This window comes from Methanospirillum stamsii (assembly GCF_003173335.1).
GTDB lineage: Archaea > Halobacteriota > Methanomicrobia > Methanomicrobiales > Methanospirillaceae > Methanospirillum > Methanospirillum stamsii.
Genome location: NZ_QGMZ01000011.1, coordinates 1 through 22,727, shown reverse-complemented (window position 1 = coordinate 22,727; position 22,727 = coordinate 1). Strand labels below are relative to the sequence as shown.

The window sequence follows — 22,727 nt, the reverse complement described above, 5'->3', positions numbered from 1 at the left end:
ACCCATTGAAAAAAGTTACCATTAAAATGCATCTTTTATCTTAAAATAAAATCATTGCCTATTTTTTCGTTTTTTATTTATCTTAACATTTATTCATTTAATTCCTGGTATTCTCTAAAAATGAAGATGAAGTATAATAAATACTCGACTATAATTTTATTATTATCAAAAATCAGATCATCTGCTGTTCTGTTTTTAATAAATCTCTAATTCGCTCAATGTCAATAATTTTTCTTCCGGAATCTCCAATAATCATACCTTTTATATCATCAAGAATTTCATCAAGTGTCTTACCCAGATGATAAATACTGACAGGCCTTCCTTTATTCTCAATTACATGTCTGACAATTTTTACCCAACCGCGTGTAATCAGATCTTTAAGTGCAATACTAACTTCAGGCTGCCTGAGATCACATATTCTCTCCATGTCCCGGGATGAAAAATCAAGTTCTCTGATTAAAAGTGCAAGAACTTTAGATGAATTTTTGCCGATCCCGATTTCAAAAAATAAATTCGCGATCTCCTCATCCCTATCGGAAAATCGTAAAAAGCGTCTATTTGACATCACCCACATCCAACCCTTATATGTTGATACTATTTTTTGCAAAATATATCTTCCGATTTTATATTTTTAATTCAATTAATATATTGATATAAATTCTATCATTCGATGATAATTTTGAAATTAGTGAAAAAAATCATTAAATATTTAAAAATAATTCATCGAAGAGAAGTTTTGGAGTTCTTTCACTCAATCTTAGAAATTAATCCACCCAAAAATCATTTGATGTTTTTTTGGAAACCGTTTCAATTTTTCCTACTTTTTTTTACAAATCTGATTTTATGAAATTTCTGGCGCTATTGTTTTTATCAGAAATTACTGATTTTTTCTCTGAAAAGAATTTTTATTTAAAAAATTAAATAGAGATCTATTAGTTTTTTAAAGGTTATTCAAAAATTTATTTGGATATTGAAATTTTAAGCGTAATTTAGACTATTTTTAAAAACAATATATTTTTTTAGGTATTAAAAAAATAAAATATAAATCGCCGGATTTTTTTATATCAAAAAATAATTCACAATGAAGATGGATACATGTCTAATTTCTAAATCGACCTTTTCGTCTCTCATTCGTACGAAATTTTATAACATATCCATTCTTATTATCAGTATAAGTCCTGTTAGGTGTATAGCAATGTTATTGGTCATATGATTGAAAATAGGACCTGATAACAATATTCTGATTATACATCATAAAGACTTTGGGGGGATATTATGGTAATTAAACCTAAAATTAAATCTTTACCTGTAAAAAAGCCAGTTAAGCCAAAAACAGTTGTAAAAAAACCAGTTATTAACTCTGTTTCATCTAATACAAATGATTTACAGAAAATCATTGATGTACATACAAAACAGATACAAAAACTTGACCAAATGTATATTGCCATCCAAAAAGACATAAAAGATATCAAATCACTGGTATCACAAAAAGAGAATCAGTCTTTTCCTCCAGTTGCAACAAATGTTAAACCGACTCCTGTTAAAACAAAAGTGCCTGTAAAAACAGCCACTAAAACGGTTTCCAAAGCAACATCAGTTAAAGTTCCGGTAAAAAAACAAACTATTGTTTCTGATAAGGAGCCAAAAACCATAAAAAAGACGGCCATCACAACTAAAAAAGTAATCAATAAAGTTAATTCTGATTCATTCTCAACTAATCTGATAGAGATACCCAAAGAAATTTCCGACCGGATTAATAATTTGACGTTAAAGAAAAAAGTAACTCAAACACAACTTGGAAAGGAAATTGAACTATCACAAAAAGCAATACATGAAATTGCCACCAAAAAAATGAAAGATATCCATAAAGACACACTTTCCAGACTTGTCGCTGTTCTGAAAAAATACGAAGCAAAATAAATTTTTTCAATCGCTCAGACAAATGCAAAGTTATGAGAGAGAATTTATCTCTCTTCCATTTTTTTTAATATTTCATTATGTCGATTAGAAAATTTTGGAATGCTGCTGCAATTTTATTAACTCAACCGTTTTTAAATTCTGAAGTATTTTTTTGAAAAAAATTTACCGAATTAAAAGAAATATGTGATAATATATCTCAATTATATCCAAACTAATTGAAAAGAAACCGCAAAAAAGATTGAGAAATTAACAGTCACAGAAAACGCCCCGGCTGGGATTTGAACCCAGGTCTAAAGCTCCGGAGGCTCCAAGGATATCCTCTACCCTACCGGGGCAACCCTACTATATACTCACTTAAGACAGATAAACACAGTGGTCCTTAGTTCTCAAAAATTCCGGAAATTGATATCTTAATCTCTCAACATTTCTTATAGGAATATCTAAAGTTCGTTTATTAAAAAAAATTCCATTTCATATCAGCATAAATGAATTTTATTATGGGTTAAATCCTTAATTTTACACAACATATATATAGAAATCATTATCTATTTTACAACTAACCACATATTATGAATTCATGGCTAATAAGGGAAAGATATTATAGAAAATCTCAATGCAATAATAAACCCAAATAAAAAAATGCCATTTTATCATCTTATATTAAATATGTTCGCGGATTCCTCTAAAAAAATTCTAACTAAAAAAATCGGCTCATTGGTTTTTCAAAATTTGAAATTTTTGTGTTTAAACTTCAGTTTTCAAAAATCTAAAATAAATATTGATAATAATAGAGGGAGATAAAATGAGCGATGAATTAAAAATTTGTCCATTTATGTCAAGCTCAGAAAAAATGGTACATTGTATAAAAGAAAAATGCAGAGCATACCGGGTATTATGTGAAGATAAATATGAAACATGTAGCGATGGAAGTAGTACCGTCACTTCTACCATCAGAGGTATTTGTCTTCTAATTCCCGGAGATGATTGTAGATAAATTAAACCTAAAAAAAACTAATGTAATTCCATAATAAAAAATATTATATATTCTTTACATGATAGTGGTGCCAGATTTTACAGGCTCCTTCATGACTTACCATACAAGGGCCGACCGGAGTTCTTGGCGTACAAACTTTTCCAAATAATTTACAATCTGTTGGAGAAGCAATACCCCGGAGCACCTTATCACAGATACAAGCCGCGTGTTTCTTTGTCGGTTTAAATTCGATACCAAACTTTTTCTGTGCATCCCACGCTGAAAATTCTTCCCGAACCTTAAGTCCGGACTTTGGAATTATTGGAAAACCTCGCCACTCCACATCGCATGGCTCAAACACCTTATGCAAAATCTCTAAAGCTTTCGGATTACCCTCTTCGAAAACCGCTCGTGGATATGCATTATCCAATCTCACAGCACCTTCCCGGACTTGTTCAACCAGCATAAGAATTCCAAGAAGAATATCATCAGGTTCAAATCCTGCAACTACCTGTGGAACCGGAAATCTCCGATACTCTGATAAACCTGTTACAACGAGGACATGACCGGGAAGCAAAAAACCATTCAGGGAGGCTTCACCCTGTGCTAAAAGCCAGTCCATTGCAGGAGGAATCAGGCGATGACAACTAAGAATCGAAAAATTTTCTGGTGGCCGGGTAAGAAGTGTTGCAGCGACAGTCGGAGCGGTTGTCTCAAACCCGACAGATACAAAAACTACTTCTTTATCTGTAGTCTTTGCAATCTCAACCGCTTTGTGAACCCCCTGCACCACCTTTACATCAGCTCCGGAGCTCTCCAGTGAACCATTTGATCCCGGAACTCGGAGTAAATCCCCATAAGTTGCTATTATACATCCTTTTTCAGCCAATTCCAGCGCTGCATCTATCTCTCCCTGAGGTGTAATACAGACCGGACATCCCGGACCCATCACAATTTTGAGGTTTTCAGGGAGGAGGCTTCGGATACCATGCCTGGCAATCGCTGCTTCATGCGTCCCGCAAACATGCATGAAAGTGAGATTTCTGTCAGTAAGTTCGTGTATTTTTTCTGCAATCGGATTTTTCCCGGCCATAAATCTCTTAAAGGTTCACCGCGGAGAAGAAAAAGATGTACCATATATTCTTTAAGAAAATCTCGGACTGTGGACAAAAAAATCAGAAGATGAAAACCTTAACCATCACATACCGGGAGCACTTATAATTGATACTATGTTTTCACGCTCTATCTTCAGACAGGAATTTAAAACTGCACTTGAAGAAGCACTTGATCGTCGTCAGATGACTCTGAAAGAACTCGCTGAACTGGCCGACATACCCCCGGCAACCCTTTACAAAATTACATCCGGTGAACGCGATCCCAGACTATCTACTGTTAAATCTATTGTTCTCGCATTAGAACCCTATGACCAGGACATGATAGCCATCATTGCCGCAAAATTTCTCCTTGATGAAATTGAGGGAGAGCCTTTAGAGTACAATGGAAGGAGGATCCGGGTAAAAGGATACACTGCTAATACCATGGAAGACTGCATTGTTGCAGCAGTCAGAGCTGAAAAAGAAGGAGCTGCCGGAATTATCTGTGCCCCGATTCTTGCAACTCTTATTGAACGTATAGTGGATATTCCTGTGGTAATCGTTCGCCCAGATAACAGGACATTTCAGGAAGCAATTGATGTATTATGTCGAAGAATAGAATAAAAATCAGAGAGGGATCTGATTTTTCTCATAAAATCTGATAAGGTCTTTGTTTACTTTCCCGGCAGACTGCGTAAGTACCGGATACATCGCATTCATGGTTGAAACGCATGAACCACATCCTGAAACCAGAGTTCCATACTGTTCCAGATCCGTTTTCAGAATCTGTTCTGCATCTAACCACGAATCACGAAGAACAGAGGTCTCTGTTCCAAGAGTATATCCGGATATTTTATCAGAAAATGTTTTCAGTTCCTCTGTTTTTGATGTTGCAATATCACTGATTGCTGTATCTCTTCCATGGTATACTCCAATATTCATGGCTTCAGGTATCTGATACAGCATTGGAATACCCATATCTTCCATATCAGTTAAAAATGCTTTTTCATCATCAGTCAGAGTTAATTCCCCTGCACAAGATGGGAATACTAAAAAAGATAGAGCAAATAGGATAGATCCAATTGCATATGAAAATTTCATAATTTTAATATTTCACGTAATGGATAATAATCCTGCGGATATCATAGAGTAAACCTCTCCGCCTGACGTTTCAGATTCCCGGATAATTCTGCAATCTCATGAGATGCGGATGCGATATCATCGGTAGCAGCTTTGGAATTTTCCATCCGGCAGGAAATTTCTTCCATCCTGGTGAGGTTGTTTTCACTTTCAGCATTCATAGTGACAATACCTTCATGAAGACGATGCATGAGTTCTTCTTCTTCGTGTGTTGCATTCGTGACCTGCCTGATACCATCAGCAATTTCCGTAACTTGTGATGTGATCTGTGAAAGAACTTCAATGGTTTTGTTTACACTTGATATTCCTTCTGAAATCTCATTATATGCTGCCTCAATGGATGTAACAGTCTCGGCTGATTTTCCCTGAATAGTCCGGATAAGTTCTTCAATCTGGGTTGTGGCAAGCTTAGACTCTCCAGCAAGGTTTTTTACTTCCTGGGCAACTACCGCAAATCCCCTGCCATGTTCTCCGGCTCGCGCTGCTTCTATTGCAGCATTTAATGCAAGGAGATTTGTCTGACTAGAAATATCTGCAATTAACCTGACAATTTTATCAATTTGTGCCATCTGTTCATTTAGACTCGTGATACGATCCATATTATCTGCACTGATCTTACCGACTGACTCCATTCTCTGGTTTGCAATACCCCCAATCTCTCCAGCCTCTATACCTTGTTTTGCCGTAATAGAAGCAAGATCCATCAGATGGTTCGTTGTACTTACAATCTGGTTAATCCGGAGAGAAAGCTCTGATATATCATTAGAAATTTTCCTTGTCTCATTCATCTGATCCCTTGCACCGGAGGTGGTTTTTTTCACTTCATCAGCAACATCCCGAATAACTTTGTTGATATTATCCGTCTGGACCAGGGTTGTTTCACTTGTAGATGTAAGATGACTGATAGAACCCTCCAGTTCTTCAATTAATTGCGAAATTGCCTGAAGGGCAGTATTATAATCTGTCTTTATCCGAAGTAATGGATCTTCTTTGGTAAGAGGAGCACGGTATCGCAGGTCTCCTTCTGCCATCCTTGCCATCCCTGTCTCAAGTTCTGTAGCACTCATTGAGAGAGCTTCAGACATCTTCCGTGACTCTTCGAGGAGCAAACTAACCTCTTCTTCGCGTTTTTTCCGTTCGGTAATATCATTGTATACAATAAGGTAGTTTTCCAGTTTTCCAGATTTTGAAAAGATAGGAATACCATATTGTTCAAGGATTCTTGTACCAACCGGAAACTCACAAGTCAATTCACCAAAAGTGGGTTTTACAGTTTGGAGAAGCTCCTTTAATCCTTCTCCGGAATATTCTAAAACGGTAATATCACGAGGAGTCATCTGGAGTAATTCTTCACGGGTATACCCGGTCAAACCCATGTAAGCATCATTCGTTACGAGGATCTGCTGATTTTCATCGATAAGGATGACAGGCATCGGGATCTGTTGGACAATAGTATTATTCAGGTGTTCAAGTTCCTCTATCTCCACCATCCGTTGTTCAAGTTCCAGTTCTCCTTCTTTCCGGTTTAGATATGTTTTCAGCATATCTGCAAGCGAATTAATCAGGTTACGTTCTTCTGTCAGGAAGGGACCTTCCTGTTCCGGAGGTTTTTCAATCAGGTACACAACTTCTATAAGGCACTTGGTACCAGTTTTAGCAAAAAACGAGGATTCCTGAACCCATGGTGTCCGTGAATAATTTGATGTTGCATATGAATTATCGCCATATGAAATCCGGGCTGCAGTAATTTCCGGATATTGCCATCCTGGGGGAATCAGGAATACTACCTCCTGAAGAACATCAGCTAATTGTTTTGAATCATCCTGTATGAGAGAGGCTGTTGAGTAAAAGAGTTGTGGTTCCTTTACACGCTCTCCTAAATCATGTATCTTCTTTTCCAGAATCAGTTCTCCCTCTTTCCGGTCGAGATAGGTCTTGAACATTTCAGCGAGCGAATTAATAAGATTTCGCTCTTCAAGGAGGAATGGACCTTCATGTTCGACAGGTTTTTCGACAAGGTAGGCCACCTCAATAATCCCTTCATTGCCATTCTTTGTTTTGAATACAGCTTTTTGGACCCAGGGAGTTTCGGTAAACCCTCTGGATGCAAATGATTCGGAAAGATATCTGATTCTTGCAGCAGTAATTTCCGGATATTGCCAACCGGGAGGAATAAGGAGAACAATTTCTCCAAGAATTTCCTGTATAGAACGTGAATCATCCTGTATGAGAGAGGCTGTTGAATAAAAGAGTTGTTGTTCCTTTACACGCTCTCCTAAATCATGTATTTTTCGCTCAAGTTCACGTTCACCTTCTTTCCGGTCGACAAATGTCTTGAGCATCTCTGCAAGTGAATTAATCAGATTACGTTCTTCAAGGAGAAATGGACCTTCGTGTTCGACAGGTTTCTCAACAAGATAATATACTTCAATAATTCCTTCTTTACCACACCTGGTTTTGAAATGAGCTCTTTGAAACCATGGGGTTTCTACATAATTTTCTGTTGTAAAAACAGCATCACCATGAATTATCCTTGCAGCAGTTTCTTCCGGATATTGCCATCCTGGCGGAATTAAATATGTTATTTCCTGTAGAACATTGTAAACATCCCGAGTATCATCCTGGATAAGAGACGCAACTGAATAAAACAATTTTTGTTCTTTGACACGCTCTCCATAATCGTGAGCAAGTTTCTGCCTGATCTCTTCAGCTTTTTCTTCTGCCTTGACTCGTATGGTAATATCCTTAAATACCAGAATTAACTCATTTAGGGTTCCTGATTGATCTGTCACCGGGATGGGATATTGTTCAAGAACTCTTTTTCCACTTGGAAATTCAATAGTGAATATTTCTGAATCAGTTCCATTACTCGATATATCATGAGTCGGTACAACAAAACCGGGAAGAATATTAGAAACAGGTTTTCCTATACATGATTCTTTTGATTTTCCGCAAATATTTAAAAAAGATAAATTAATATCGGTAATAATCCCTTCAAGGTTCAGGATGAGAATAGGCTGTGGACTATGAGCAAATATTGCATCCATCCGTGTTTTGGAATTTAGAAGAATTTTCTTACGTGTATTTATATCTGATATCAAAGTTTGTTCATCAGAATTCAAAGAATCCACATTTTCGGTTATTTCGTCACAGGGATCATCAGAAAGAATATGGATGAGGATGTCTCGAAGAATATTTGTCATAAGTTCACCATGCAGTAATGTATAACGTCTGCATAGATCTTCCACCAAGGATTAAAAAAAGTTTGGTTTTATGTTATGGTTACCGGGTTTTGGGCAAACCCAACATTATTACTTTCATCATTTTCTGTGACATCCTGTTCACTATCTATGACAATTCCAAAATAATACATACCTGGGGTCAGGTTCTGCGGTATTGGTGATGGTGCACTACCATCAGTCTGGGTTCCTGCCGGAAGTTCAGATACTTCACCCATTCCAATAAGAATATCCTCATCAGATAATGCTGCATCCCTGGATAGATATAATTCGACGACGAATGGACCTGCATCCGCTCCTCCATTATTCCGGATTGAGGTCAAAACATTCATAATTCCACCACGTTCACCTTCAGCATCTGAAGATAAATCAGGAATTGTCAGGTCCGGAAGAACAACCTGCACCGGTGTAGGAGTTGCCGGAGCCGAGACTGCAACCATTTTGTCGGCAAATAAAATATTATTTCCTTCATTTCCTTCAGATAGTATTTCTCCGGAGTCCACTCTTGCAGCCAGATAATACGTACCAGGACTCAGATCATCCGGAATGTTGATCACAGCAGATCCATCCCTCATCATACCCACTGCAAGATCACTTACTTCGCCGGATCCAATCTCTCTGTCCTGTTCAGTAATGAGTGCATCAGGAGATAGATAGAGAGAAAGTCTGAATGGTCCGGCATCCACATTACCCTGATTTTTCACGGTGGTATTCACCTGAAGTGATTCTCCCTGTTTTATACTCTGGGGAGAAGTTATTTTTGAGACGACCAGGTCAGGTTTAGAAATAATAAACCTGCTGTCTCCCTCACTTTCCTCCAGGACAAAAGGAGATGTTCCCGTACTTACAAGGTAAGATGAACTTCTGACGTCTGGTATCGTAATCTTGGTCGGATATGTTTTACTATTGTTATCTTCGGAAACTTCCATAATTTCATTTGCAGGATCAGCAATTGCACCAATATAATAAGTTCCGGGAGTCATCGTATCCATTGGGAAATAACCGGTCAATTTCTTTTCTTCACCTTCATTCAGATTGGTAACAAGGTAATAACCGATTGCTGTATCATCACGATTCACTGTAGAGTCTTCTGAAGTGTAAAATGTTACAAAAAAGTCTGTAGTAGGGCGATATCCCTGATTAATTAGGGTAGCCTTAACCTCAAGCTGGGTGTTACCCTCACGAACATTGGGTTCAAAAGATGTAATCACAATATCTGGTCCGGTTGGATCAGGCTGTTTGGAGAGATCAATGTTAGTCTCTACCATCTGTGGACTGTCATCTTCCTGAATGGTCCGGGGGGTTGGAACAGGAGTTATTGATATTTCTGAAAGAGGGCCAACTCTTCTTTTATATGGTTCATCTATCATGGGGTTCAGATCTTTGGCTACTTTTATGGATTCCTCTGAACCTTTGTCATCTCCGAGAGCACTCAATACTACTCCGCGCCAGTACCAGGCATCAGAGAGTTCCGGATCCTGCTCAATTGCAGTTTCAAGGAGTGAAAGCGCCCGGTCATAATGTTTTAAAAGAAATTCAGAAACACCTTGTTGATACCAGTATTCCGGATAGATAACCCGGTCAGTAATCTCTTCTCCGGTTGCAAAACCGACAGAAATAATCATAACAATACATATTATTGATACCCAGAACACCAATTTCACAGATGATCACCAATACTAACTAATAGGGTATTATTTCTTACCACAGATATTTCTGGTGGATTATCTGTGTAAATAGAATTTTGGATATAGTCTGGAAAAAGAGTCTAAACTCAAGTTTTCATTGTGAATTCGAAAAAAGAGAAAAGTAAAATAAGGTTATTCACTTTCTTTTGCTTCTTTGACCATGACCCTTACACGCTCAATGATCTCAATCTTCTTGCGGTAGTCTCCTTCAATGTCTCCCTTTATCTCATCAAGTATATCGTCGATAGTTCGGGAAAGACTGTATACCTTAACCGGTCTGCCTTTCTTTTCGGTTATATGGCTGGTTACCCAGACCCATTTACGTTTAATAAGTTGATTTATCGCAATACTGACTTCCGGTTGACGAAGGTCAGAAATCCTTTCAAGTTCACGTGATGTTAAATCATACCCCTTGAAGAGAACAACCAATATTCTAGATTCCCCGCTTTTCAAACCAATGTCAGAAAGGACATCTATTATCTGAATATCGGTATCCGAAAGATGCATCATTGTATCCGGACCCATCCCCATCCCTGATTCATTTGATTGTTTTTATTATATTATTATTATATCGATCATATAATGTACAGAAAAAGATTTTATATGACTTTAAAAATTCTCCTTTAAGGGGCTGTGAAACAATAACTTGATCTATTATTGTCGACAAATAATATCATTACATGGAACCAGGTCTCACTTTAAAAAATCGTTATGATAATATCAATCATCACTTAAATGAGAAAGCACGGAGAATTTGGTTAGGTAATGAAGCATTAGCTATCGGTCGAGGGGGAGTTAGTTTTGTCGCAAAAGAAACCGGAGTATCAAGAAATACTGTCAAAAAAGGAATAGAAGAGATCCAAAAACCGACGTTAGAAATTATTACTGAGGATAATAATCGTATCCGTTCTAAAGGAGGTGGAAGAAAAAACCTTGTTCAAATTGACGAAACTCTGATAAATGATTTGTATCAATCAATTGAACCATTTATTCGAGGTGATCCTGAATCCTCTTTATTGTGGACCACTAAAAGTTTGAGGGACATTGCAGATGAATTACGAGGGAAGGGTCATGCGATTAGTTATCGAACAGTGGGCACGATTTTAAGTTCTCTTGATTTTAGTCTCCAAGCAAACAAAAAAACGGATGAAGGAAAATCCCACGTAGATAGGGATCAACAATTCCTTTTCATATATAATCGTTGTAATGATTTTTTTCGGGAAAAACAACCTGTGATATCAGTAGATGCAAAAAAGAAAGAATTGATTGGGAATCAAAAAAATAACGGTAAAAATTGGAGATTAAAGGATGATCCAATTAATGTAAATGTCTACGATTTTCCATCGATGGGAGAAAAGGCTATTCCGTATGGTATTTATGATTTAACTAATAATAAAGGCTGGGTTAATGTTGGAATAACTCATGATACTGCTGAATTTTCTGTTGAGAGTATCCGAAGGTGGTGGAAAATTATGGGTAAAGATTCGTTTCCGGATGCCCAAAAAATTTTCATTACAGCAGATTGTGGCGGTAGTAATGGGTACAGAATCCGTTTATGGAAAAGAGAACTACAAAAATTTTCGAATGAAGAAAACTTATCAATATTCGTATCTCATTTTCCGCCTGGAACAAGCAAATGGAACACAATTGAACACAGATTGTTCTCATTTATCTCAATTGCTTGGAGAGGCAGGCCATTGATAAGTTATCAGGTAATGATCAATTTGATAAAATCAGCAAAAACAAAAACAGGTTTACAGGTTGATGCTGTTTTAGATCAGAATATTTACTCTAAAGGTATCAAAATATCTGATGAAGAGATGGATAGTCTCAATATCATACGTGACCCTTTTCATGGAGAATGGAACTATTCAATAGAGCCTCAAACACACTAATATGATCACTTTAATTTTTCACAGCCCCTAAAGAGAAAATAAATCGTAATTTTTCATTTAAAAAAACAACATAATTGAGAAACCAGTTGCAAGTACTTGGGTATTATATCTGGAAAAGACAAATCTGGTTTTATTCTGTATTAATCATGGAACGTTTTTTGTTCTTTACGGTTGACAACCTGCGGTGCGGTATACCATTCGAAGATGCCCTGACAATGATACGAATGGTCGGTCTGATTCCCTATTCAGGAATGGATAAAGGAATTGCCGGATCTATTAATCTGCATGGGGAGATTCTTCCGGCCTATTCAATACGATATTTATTCGGGTTGAGAGATAGACAACCTTTACTTTCAGATAATCTTATCATTGTAAAAAAGGGCCTATCGAAAGTCGCGTTCTGGGTTGATGAGACACATATTGTTGAGCATAAAGAAATTGAGGTCGAATCGCGTTTTGTTTCAGAACATATCCAGACCATTATCCCAGGCATCAGGATTATAAAATCTGACCTGATTATTCTCTTTGATCTGATAGATTTTCTAGAATCAGGCAACAATTCTCCGACGAAAGTGACAGATATCCTCGGTATTAAAACTGATGATTATTCTAGTGATTACTCTCCGGCAGACATGCGCGATTATTCACTGGATGTAAAGGAATTGGAGAAACGTGCATACAACCTTTCATTACCTGAAGAACAGACAGATAAAACTCCTCTTATTATGGTTATCCGGTTTAATCTGATGTATCAGGAATATGCAATCGAGATGAAATATATAAGAGAAGTAGTCCAGACCTCTGAAATTACTCCGGTCCCCGGGACTCCGGATTTCATTGCAGGGATCTGTTCTGTCAGGGGTGAAATAATTTCCCTCGTTGATCTCCGGATACTTCTTTCCATACCTGAAAAGGGCTTGACTGATTTAAACCGGGTGATTGTTCTCTCAGACAATGATAATACCTTTGGGATACTGGTAGATCAGATAACAGGAATAGGAACGATTGATTCTGACGAAATAGAAAGATGTGAAAATGAATGTAACTCAATCTGGCAACAATACTGCTCCGGGGCCATTGACTCTCTCATTGTTCTGAATGCAGCATCACTACTGGCGGATCCCAGGATGATAATTGATGACAGTGAGGCATAAAAATGTCAGATTCGGAGAATAGAAATAAAATCAGAATACGATTGCCTGATAAGACCGAAGAAAAGACACAACCGGTGATTTTATGAATCAATTTTTTGCAGACATGAAAGTAGGAACGAAAATTCTGGTAATATCATTGTTTTTAGCAATCATTCCCACATTAATGCTTGGTCTGGTTGCATATTCTAGTTCTACAAATGTAATCAATGAACAAATAGAAACACTGCTGGAAACCCAGGTCCAGGATATGAAAGGGTGGACTAATGATGTTTATAAACTGGCAAGAAACAAGGTCAATAGTGACCTGAATGTGCTCAGACAGAATTTTTACTCAAAAGGAACCCCTGAAATAATAAATGAAAAAATGACTCTTATCGACAAAAACGGGAAAAATTTTGTTGTAAATGATAATTTTGAAATAGTTGATGGAGTCCGCGATCTTGTAGGGGGAGCTGCAACGGTCTTTCAGGTAGTTAATGACAGTTATGCAGTCAGGATATCAACAAACGTTAAAGGAACTGATGGTGAACGAGCTGTCGGAACTCATCTGACCGATAATGTATACGAAGTGGCAGTCAAAGAGGGTGAGACATATTACGGGAGAAGGGATCTCTTCGGGGTAAATTATGTCACAGCATATGAACCGATAACTGATAAGAATGGTTCGGTAATTGGTGTTTTATTTGTCGGAACTGAAGAAGAGCAGACCCTTGATGTTGTTAAGAAAAGTATCAGGGACACAGTTGTCGGCGAAAACGGGTACATGTATGTCCTGGATAGTAATGGTATGGTTTTAGTCCATCCCTCACAGGACGGATCAGATTGGTCCGGTATGGACTATGTACAGGAGATGATGGATAAAAAAGAAGGGGCCATCATCCATAATGTGAATGAAACTACGGTTCTGGATGCATATACCTACTTTGAACCTCTTGACTGGTTTATCGTATCAAGGGCCGAGATGTCCGATTTTACCGGGCCAATTGATGCCATCAGAAATACCATCTTTGCTATCGTTGCAGCTTCGATAATAATTGGTGCAGTAATTGCAATTTTATTCGGACGTTCAATTGCAGGGCCGCTCCAGCAGGTTGTTGTGATGATCAAAGAATTACGTAATGGTCATCTTTCAGCCAGGCTGAATATTAAACGGGAAGATGAAATTGGTATCATGGCAGCTACCATGGATGAGTTTGCTGATGACCTGCAGACAAATGTGGTAGGGAATATTGTCAAGATTGCAAACGGTGAATATATTCAGGAATTTACTGGTCCGGTAGATGAGCAGGATCAAATTAGACCCTCACTTCGTCTTCTGGTAGAATCTCTGGATCACCTGCATATTGAAACTATCAAATTAACTGATGCTGCCCGTGCAGGAGATCTTTCAATCAGAGGAGATGAGAAAGCATTCCGGGGAGGATACCGGATGATCATTGCAGGGTTTAATAAAACCCTGGAAAGTATCACTGAACCAGTTAATGAAGCAATGAGACTTGCCGGATGTTATGCATCCGGTGATTTTACCGCTAGATTTGATGAAAAAATTCCTGTTGCCGGGGAATTTGTCGCATATCGTAATGCTCTGAACACTATTGGTATCGAACTCTCAAGGCTCATGAAACTTATAACCGAAGAACTGTTTGAGGGAGTTTCAGTTCTTTCAGTTGCTTCAAGTGAAATTCTGACTGTTACCTCACAACTTTCATCTGCAAGCAGTCAGACCGCAAATACCGTCAACGAAACATCAGACACCGTGGAAACGGTAAGGAAAAAGACTGATGTGGTGAACCTCAAGACAAAATCAATGTCGGAAAAAGCCATGAAAGCGATTGAGGTTTCAGAAACCGGTCAGCAATCAGTACAGGAAATTCTTGACGGAATGAATCATATTCAACGACAGATGGATATGATCAGTATGAATGTGGTAAAGCTCTCTGAACAGAGTCAGGCTATTGGAGAAATTATTGCAACAGTTACTGATATTTCCGAACAGTCAAACCTTCTTGCCGTAAATGCATCTATTGAAGCTGCCAAAGCAGGTGATTTCGGAAAGGGTTTTGCAGTAGTCGCTCATGAAATCCACAATTTAGCACAACAATCCAAACAGGCCACCGGCACAATCCGAACCATTCTGACTGATATTCAACGTGGTGTTTCATCCACGGTGGTTTCTGCAGAACGGGGATCTAATACCGTTGCAGATGCAGTAAGACTTACCACTGATGCAAGAAAGGCAATTGAGGTTCTGACAAGGTCCATCGCTGATTCATCACATGAAGCCATTGAAATAACCAGTTCAATTCAGGATCAGGTAGCAGGAATGGATCAGATCTCTGATGCCATTGAAAATATCAGGATGGCAGCACAGAAAAATCTTGAGATAACAAGGAAAGCGGAAAAAACTGCTGAAGACTTACATGAACTCGGTATAAGGCTGAAAAAAATCACCCTCCAGTATCAGGTATAAAACCTTCATGACACAACAGGATGATGAGTTTTACGACTCTCTCCTTGCTACTTTTCGCGAGGATGCAGAAGAGCTTCTGACTGAAATTACCGCAGGGCTTATCAAACTTGAAGAGGCAGATGAAGATCCAGACACATGCCTTATTGAAAATGTATTCAGGAAAACCCATAGTCTGAAAGGAGCTGCCCGGGCAGTAAATCTCAGAGAGATTGAATCAGTCTGTCTGAATCTTGAAAATATTTTCTCTCTTATGAAACGTGAAGAGTTTACAGCATCAGCAACAGAATTTGATCTTTTTCATGATTCAGTAAAAAGTATCTGGAATTTTCTCCATGAAGGTGAAACAAAAAATCCCCAGCCGATGGAGATAGTACAAAAACTTCGTGCCCTTCTTGCAGAGCGAAAGCAGGAACCAAAAGAGGAAATGACATTTCCTGAAGAAAACATTACGAATTCAGGAAGGATATCATCATCCGATATGAAATCTGTAGAAAAAAGAATAATTTCGCCTCTTAGTCAGGATCCGGCAGTATTTGCAGCACCCAGTACATTCCTCGAAGTTAAACCTGCCGGATACCACAACAGCCATGAATACCCTGCCGATGGATATGGGCCGGCATTTTCACAAGATACTGGAACCGTCAGAATCGCATCAAAAAAACTTGATCGTCTCATTGCAGGTTCAGATGATCTTCTCTCAACAAGACTTTTTCTAACTCACCGGATGCAGGAACTGGAAGAGATGATAAGCAGATTTTCATTATGGAGATGGAACCATAATCTTGTCTTCAATGATCTGCATTTAATAAAAAACACCATTCTTGGTAGTAATCGTGCCACCCTCCCTCCGGAATTAACACTTTTTCTTGAAAGGGTGATGGATTACCTGGTCTATGATCGGGAATTTGTCACCGGTTTGCAACATGATCTTACTGCCCATATTCATGAAACAGATCATGACCGGCTTGCTCTGGAAGCAAGTACAACAGAGATTGCTGATCTTATTCATGATGCAGTTCTCATACCTGCATCCACTATTATTATTCTTATAAGCGGGCAAGTCAGGGAAAGTTCGCGAAGGCTCGGTAAGGAAGTAGATCTGAGAACAGAAGGTGGAGATATCGAAATGGACCGACGTATCCTCGATATCCTGAAAGTTCCCCTGATGCACCTTGTAAATAATAGTGTTGATCATGGCATTGAATATCCGGATGAACGACAGGAACTTGGAAAACAAAGGAGAGGAACTATCCGGATGAAAATTACTCCCCATTCAGGGAGTAAGGTAGAAATAACCCTGTCAGATGATGGAAGAGGTATTGATCCTCAGAAGATCAGAGATACTGCCCGAGATAAAGGAGTATTGACAAGTGAAGAGGATCAGATTCTTAATGATAACGATGCAATTTGGCTCATTTTTAAATCCGGGCTTACCACCAGCCCTGTAATTACGGATCTTTCAGGCAGGGGTTTAGGTCTCGCTATAGTAGAAGATACCATAGCTCGTATGGGAGGAGAAGTTCATGTGTCTTCAGAACTGGGGAAAGGAACGAAATTTTCTCTGGTCCTTCCAATGCGACTTGCTACCTTGCGAGGGCTTGTTGTCCGGTATGGAACCGCTTTTTTTGTAATCCCAGTTCAGCAGATATTACAGGTGGTGCAGGTATCAGCTGACTTAATTGAACCTGGAGAAGTAAGACGGGTTATCCACTATAAGGATGAAGTAATACCGGTGATCCGGCTTGCAGAAGCTCTTGGTTGTGATGATTTTGGCCCACCTCCGGCAATGAAGGAAGTTCCAATAATAATTATTGCATATGGTGCAGGAAAAATTGCTTATTGTGTTGACGAAGTAAGCCAGGTCCAGGAGATTGTAATCCGACCGCTGGGATCTCAACTCCGCCGGGTTAAACGCATTACCGGTGCTGCTGTTCTTGCAGATGGAAAACTTGCATTAGTTCTGGATCCACCAGAATTAATCCAGGAAGGTCTTCGTCTCTCCGGACAGATACAAACCCCGGGAAAAACAATTCCCAAAGCAGGAAAAGTTCTCATTGTTGAAGATTCGGTAACCTCCCGGGCACTTCTTAGAAATACCCTGGAAAAAGTAGGATTTATAGTAATAACTGCAGTTGACGGAATGGAAGCATATACTCTCCTCCATGAAGAAGAGGTTGATATTGTTGTATCTGATGTTGATATGCCCAGGATGAACGGATTTACTCTGACTGAAAAGATTCGGAAGGATGAACAATTACGTCACCTCCCGGTGGTGCTGGTTACAGCGCTTGATTCACATGAAGACAGAGATCATGGACTTTCATCAGGTGCTAATGCCTATATTCAAAAGGGAAGTTTTGAGCGAAATGAACTTGTCAGAACCGTGATACGGTTATTATCATAAATCCGAAGATTCTTTACAGAAAGAATCAATTATTATGTAAACAGTTGAATGAAATGACGGGTATTACCCAGCCTAATTCTGCACCGATTCTTATTGTAGAGGATAATCGGACTCAGGCAGAGTATTTACGATATATTCTGGAAAAAGAAGGGTACTCAGTAGTTATAACTTCAAACGGACATGAAGCAATCAGTACTGTTAGAAAAACCAGACCTTTACTGATTCTTACCGATATCATGATGCCTGAGATGGATGGTTATGAACTCTGTTCTTTCCTGAAAAATGATCCGGATATCGCGGATATCCCTGTTATTTTAGTAACTCACCTGTTTAATCCGGTGGATGTAATTAAAGGTCTTGAATCTGGTGCAGATAATTTTATCATCAAACCGTATACTCCTGAAATCATTCACACCAGAATAAACAGTATCCTAAAAGCGGAAAACAAACCCAATCCTAACGATAAACCGACACCCCTTCATGTAGTTTTTTCAGACAGGTCTCATGTTATTCGTGCCACAAGACTTCAAATCATCAATATTTTATTATCAACGTATGAGGTTGCCATCAAAAATAATTCTGATCTTCAGATAGCCCAGGAAAAACTTCATTATTTAAATGACCAGATGCAAAAGACTCTATCAGAACTTAAAAAATCCAACGATGACCTTTCTGTAGAAAATCATGAGCGAAAAATGGTAGAGACTGCTCTTGAGGCTGCGAATAATAAACTTCAACTCATGGCAAGCATTACCCGTCATGACTTACTGAATCAGCTCAATTCTCTCCAGGGATACCTGGAACTTGCAACGCTTGACCGGAATGAAAATCCGGAACTCGCATGGACATACATAGATAAAGCTCATGTAATTTTACAGCAGACGGTCAGTACGGTAAAATTTACCAAAGAATACCAGGAAATCGGCATTAAATCACCTGTCTGGCAAAATTGCAAACGATTGGTTTCAAAATCACTTCAACATACCTCTTTACATCATGTATCATTAATTAATGCCATTCCAGACTCACTGGAGATATACGCGGATCCTCTTATCGAAAAAGTTTTTTCCAACTTAATTGAAAATGCTGTCAGATATGGCGGAAAAATCACCCGGATTCTTATTGATTATGAGGAATTGTCAGATTTGAAGAGAATTATTTGTGAAGATGATGGATCAGGAGTTCCGGAGGAAGAGAAAGCGATGATTTTTCATTATCAATATGGAAAAAATACCGGCCAGGGTTTATTTCTCTCACAGGAAATTCTTTCGATAACCGGAATATCAATTTTCGAGACTGGAATTCCGGGTAAAGGGGCCAGGTTTGAGATTATTTGTCCTGATAACACTATTCGGTTTGATGATACTACATGACCGGAAGTTTTTGAATAGGAATAAAAAAATTAACATAGTAGTTAATTTATCCAGTATGATCCTTTCGGAACTTCTATTTCAAAACGTGCACCTTCTCCAAAGATACCCGTTTCTTTAATAGTAATATTAGTAATGGAAAGAATCTCTCTGGACAGAAATAACCCAACTCCTTTTTTCTCTTCTCCATCTCTCTCAAAAACTTTCTCTTTCATGTGATCTGGAATGCCTACACCATTATCTTCAAAAAAAATGGTAGTTCCTATGTCTGTTTCCTTATACCAAAGCCGGATTGCTGTTGCCTTTACACTATGTCGGATAATATTATCTGCAAGAGACAAAAACACCTGTTCAAGTAGAGGATCGGCAAAAATTTCAAGACCTTCTATTTGTATATCACGTTCATAATTACTCATATCCAGGTGGGATATGCCATATAAAAATACCTGGATAACATTCTGACGTTCTGGCGGTTTCATTCCAAGATTTTGAAAGATCCGGGCAAATGTCATGGAATCTCTGATTTTAATAATGATTTGATTCTGCATTTCAAAAAATTTAAGAAGTGTCTCATCCCGGGTATATTCACGCCCAATCTCAAGATATCCGCTTAAAGAGAATATTGCATTCTGTATATCAGAAAAAACAGTGGAATTGAGAAAATTTAATTTCCTGGTTGCCTTGGACAACCCCTCTTCTGCTGTTTTCTTATCGGTAATGTCCTGTACACTTCCAATATTATAGAGTGGGTATCCTTGTTCATCCAGAAAAATTCTTCCAATTTCATGAACCCAGGTAATTACTCCGGATTTGTTAACAAATCGGTAATCGACCGTGAATAGACCTCCACCTGTAGCAATTATCTTGTCAAGCGCTGATTTAAACGTATCAACATCTTCTGGGAGTATAAGGGAGAAGACAGTATCAAGAGACATCTTTTCCATCACTTGAATAGGATAGCCAGTAATTCCGGTTATTGCCGGACTTATGTAATCATAACAATCCTTAATGAAGTTACGCTTAAATAATGCAACGCTGGAATTTTCTAAAACTGCCCTGAAATTTGATTCTGAAATACGGAGTTTTTGATCTGTTTCAAGAAGTGCCTGATAATTGATTTTGAGTGCATCCTCTTTTTCAATCAGTTCCCTGTTTGCAGCAATTAATTCTAAATTCTTTTTTTCCAGCGTTTCATGCACCTGTTTTAATTCGGTGATATCAATAACAATGCCCCGGACGCCAACCGGTTTATCATTCTCAATGATTGCATTTGCATATAATACAGCAGGAAAAATTGTTCCATCTTTCTTTTGTGCCAGATATTCTATACCATTTTTCTTTTCTCCTGCAAATGTCCGGTCAAAAAAAATTTTAGATTGTTCACGATATGATTCAGCTGTGTAATCCTGAACATTAACACCGGATTTAATGTCATCAGGAGTGACTTTAAATGTTTCAAGTCCGGCTTGGTTTATTAAAAGAATCTTGCCTGAATTGTCTATTTCAAATATTGTCTGAGGTAATAATTCAATGAGATCTCGGATTCTTCTTTCACTATTTTTTAACTGTACACCCTGTATCTTCAGTTCTTCATAATTTGATCTTAATTCTTCTTCTGCTTGTGATAATTGTTCATATGCAAGATAGAGATCTTCATTTTTCTTTCGTACTTCCTGTTCAGCTTTTTTCCGTATCTCTACTTCTTCAGATAACCTGTTTGTCAGTGAAGTTAATTCTGCAGTCCGGGTAGCTACCCGATCTTCAAGCGTTCTATTTGCTTCAATAAGTTCTAATTTTAACCGATTGATCGATAGATGTGTATGGACACGGGCAATGAGTTCTTCAATTTCTATTGGTTTTATAAGAAAATCCACCGCACCAAGAGAGAAACCTTTCACTTTATTCCGGGTATCAGCAACTCCGGTTAGAAATATTACTGGAATATCACGTGTTTTCTCATATTTCTGCAATTTTCCTAATGTTGCATAGCCATCCACTTCCGGCATTAAAATATCAAGCAGGATTAGATCTGGTTTGGATTCTGTTGCTATCCGTATTGCTTTCTCTCCATTTTTCGCAACAGATACCAGAAAGCCATTTTCTTCAAGTGCATCGCGGATAATTCCTAAGATTTCCGGAGAATCATCAACGACAAGAATCCGTTCTTTTTGATCAGTTCTGCTGTCCATCTTCCTTTGATAATGTCTTATCCAACATAGTCAATATACCTTCGTCGTCATACTGTAATGAAAAATCCCTGATTTTTTTATTAAACCAGGAATAATCAATATTCATCTTATCTAACTCTTTTAAAATATCTTCAACTAATGTAAAATCTCCTAGTTCTGTTGCTTCCCGGATGCGTGTCATATATGAAACGGGAGGAAGGCGATCAAATTCATCTTTCCGGATAGATTTTTCTGAACTTGCCGACGGTTTAATCAAAACCCATTTAATATTTAGAGATTTTTGAATTTTTTCAAAGAATAATGATAAATTGACCGGTTTTGTCAAAAAGTCATTACAATTTTCGAAAAAATCATCTTTTAAAATACTATCCGTCACCGTTGCTGAAATTCCAATGCATTTTATATCATCAAGAGTATGATCTTTTCGGATTTCTTTGATAACTTCAAGACCATTCATTCCAGGCATGACAAGGTCGAGTAATACGAGATCTGGATGGATATTTTTTATCAGGGTAACTGCACTTGTGCCGTTGTTTGCAGCCTACATTCCCGCCCCCTCATAACGATGTAGGGGGGGTTACCCCAAGATCGTAATATAACTGCTCTAGTTTTTCCACCATCTCACCCACCTGCAGAGCTTTTCCCGGCTGTTCGAAACATTCAATCACATCCAGCTTATCCAATAAACCAGGAATTGAAAATCTTTTGACAAGATCCTTCTCCTGCATCTGCTTTTTTATATATGAGAGGTAAATCAGGGCCACAAACTGGACAAACAGTTTTCCATCAAGACTTTGTTCTGAAGAAACCAGGGTTCGACGCATGTTCAACCGTTCTTTGAGATTTCCGAAGGCCTTTTCGACCACATCTTTGTTCCGATAAAGTTCAAGGGCAGTTACTGCATTCATGGTCTCATTGGTAATCAGGGCAAAAAATCCAAAATAGCGTTTAGCTTCGATCACGCTCTCCTCCTTGACCATCACCTGAGTTCCCCGTTTAGGTGTTGTCTTCCATGTGAAAAATTGCTGATAGAGTTTCTCATGTTGTAGAACGCGTTCACCAGACTCTAATTCCTGCTTTAATGAGATTAGCTTTCGATCAAAGTCTTTTTCATCATCAGCTGCCTGTTCGATGTTATAATAATAGTGGATGTAAATCCGACGAGATTCCTTCAGATTATCCCCTTTGTAT

The 22,727-nt window shown here is 38.2% G+C and carries 15 protein-coding genes, 1 tRNA gene and 1 pseudogene; 7 read left to right on the top strand and 10 right to left on the bottom strand.

Features of this window, described 5'->3' with window-relative positions:
• Positions 1-172: 172 nt before the first annotated feature.
• On the bottom strand, positions 173-565 hold the full coding sequence (locus tag DLD82_RS05330; RefSeq protein ID WP_109940187.1) for a hypothetical protein: 393 nt from the start codon (positions 563-565) through the stop codon (positions 173-175).
• 710 nt (positions 566-1,275) lie between these two features.
• On the opposite strand from DLD82_RS05330, the gene DLD82_RS05325 reads away from it, so the two are divergent.
• The gene (locus tag DLD82_RS05325; RefSeq protein ID WP_109940076.1) at positions 1,276-1,920 is read left to right on the top strand and encodes a hypothetical protein; all 645 of its coding nucleotides are present in this window, start codon (positions 1,276-1,278) and stop codon (positions 1,918-1,920) included.
• 263 nt (positions 1,921-2,183) lie between these two features.
• Here DLD82_RS05325 and DLD82_RS05320 read toward each other — a convergent pair.
• Both DLD82_RS05320 and hypD read right to left on the bottom strand, forming a co-directional pair.
• Positions 2,184-2,255, bottom strand: a tRNA-Arg gene (locus tag DLD82_RS05320).
• Positions 2,256-2,957: 702 nt separating this feature from the next.
• Complete coding sequence (hypD, locus tag DLD82_RS05315; protein WP_109940075.1) at positions 2,958-3,986, bottom strand: hydrogenase formation protein HypD; 1,029 nt, start codon at positions 3,984-3,986, stop codon at positions 2,958-2,960.
• 136 nt (positions 3,987-4,122) lie between these two features.
• Here hypD and DLD82_RS05310 point away from each other — a divergent pair, with 136 nt between their 5' ends.
• Entirely contained in the window at positions 4,123-4,611 is a 489-nt protein-coding gene (locus tag DLD82_RS05310) for a helix-turn-helix domain-containing protein (RefSeq protein ID WP_109940074.1), read from the top strand.
• 3 nt (positions 4,612-4,614) lie between these two features.
• Here DLD82_RS05310 and DLD82_RS05305 read toward each other — a convergent pair whose 3' ends face one another.
• From DLD82_RS05305 to DLD82_RS05290, 4 genes are all read right to left on the bottom strand, one after another.
• Positions 4,615-5,088: a hypothetical protein gene (locus DLD82_RS05305; protein ID WP_109940073.1), complete on the bottom strand. Its 474-nt coding sequence runs from the start codon at positions 5,086-5,088 to the stop codon at positions 4,615-4,617.
• 41 nt (positions 5,089-5,129) lie between these two features.
• Complete coding sequence (locus DLD82_RS05300; RefSeq protein WP_109940072.1) at positions 5,130-8,330, bottom strand: methyl-accepting chemotaxis protein; 3,201 nt, start codon at positions 8,328-8,330, stop codon at positions 5,130-5,132.
• A 68-nt stretch (positions 8,331-8,398) separates the two neighbouring features.
• A complete protein-coding gene (locus tag DLD82_RS05295) occupies positions 8,399-9,991 on the bottom strand; it encodes a CARDB domain-containing protein (protein ID WP_109940071.1) in 1,593 nt (530 codons plus the stop codon).
• A 195-nt stretch (positions 9,992-10,186) separates the two neighbouring features.
• Positions 10,187-10,579 (bottom strand): hypothetical protein, encoded by a 393-nt coding sequence (locus DLD82_RS05290; RefSeq protein WP_109940070.1) that lies wholly within the window; start codon positions 10,577-10,579, stop codon positions 10,187-10,189.
• Between the two features lie 155 nt (positions 10,580-10,734).
• Between DLD82_RS05290 and DLD82_RS05285 the strand changes: the two genes are divergently transcribed.
• The 5 genes from DLD82_RS05285 (at position 10,735) to DLD82_RS05265 (ending at position 19,350) form a co-directional block, all read left to right on the top strand.
• A complete protein-coding gene (locus DLD82_RS05285) occupies positions 10,735-11,949 on the top strand; it encodes an ISAzo13 family transposase (protein ID WP_109940069.1) in 1,215 nt (404 codons plus the stop codon).
• Between the two features lie 146 nt (positions 11,950-12,095).
• Complete coding sequence (locus DLD82_RS05280; RefSeq protein WP_109940068.1) at positions 12,096-13,103, top strand: chemotaxis protein CheW; 1,008 nt, start codon at positions 12,096-12,098, stop codon at positions 13,101-13,103.
• 82 nt (positions 13,104-13,185) lie between these two features.
• A complete protein-coding gene (locus DLD82_RS05275) occupies positions 13,186-15,573 on the top strand; it encodes a methyl-accepting chemotaxis protein (protein WP_109940067.1) in 2,388 nt (795 codons plus the stop codon).
• A 7-nt stretch (positions 15,574-15,580) separates the two neighbouring features.
• Positions 15,581-17,977, top strand: coding sequence for a hybrid sensor histidine kinase/response regulator (locus DLD82_RS05270; RefSeq protein WP_109940066.1), 2,397 nt, complete (start codon positions 15,581-15,583; stop codon positions 17,975-17,977).
• Positions 17,978-18,030: 53 nt separating this feature from the next.
• The gene (locus DLD82_RS05265; RefSeq protein WP_109940065.1) at positions 18,031-19,350 is read left to right on the top strand and encodes a hybrid sensor histidine kinase/response regulator; all 1,320 of its coding nucleotides are present in this window, start codon (positions 18,031-18,033) and stop codon (positions 19,348-19,350) included.
• Between the two features lie 41 nt (positions 19,351-19,391).
• Here the strand turns inward: DLD82_RS05265 and DLD82_RS05260 are convergent, their stop codons facing one another.
• The 3 genes and pseudogenes from DLD82_RS05260 to DLD82_RS05250 form a co-directional block, all read right to left on the bottom strand.
• Positions 19,392-21,536, bottom strand: coding sequence for a hybrid sensor histidine kinase/response regulator (locus DLD82_RS05260; protein WP_109940064.1), 2,145 nt, complete (start codon positions 21,534-21,536; stop codon positions 19,392-19,394).
• Positions 21,520-22,062 (bottom strand): annotated as a pseudogene (locus DLD82_RS05255) (response regulator); the annotation flags it as partial. The pseudogene DLD82_RS05255 and the gene DLD82_RS05260, both read right to left, overlap by 17 nt.
• Positions 22,063-22,093: 31 nt before the next feature.
• Positions 22,094-22,727 (bottom strand): IS1634 family transposase (locus tag DLD82_RS05250; RefSeq protein ID WP_455323826.1); only part of this gene is annotated, 634 nt, incomplete at its 5' end.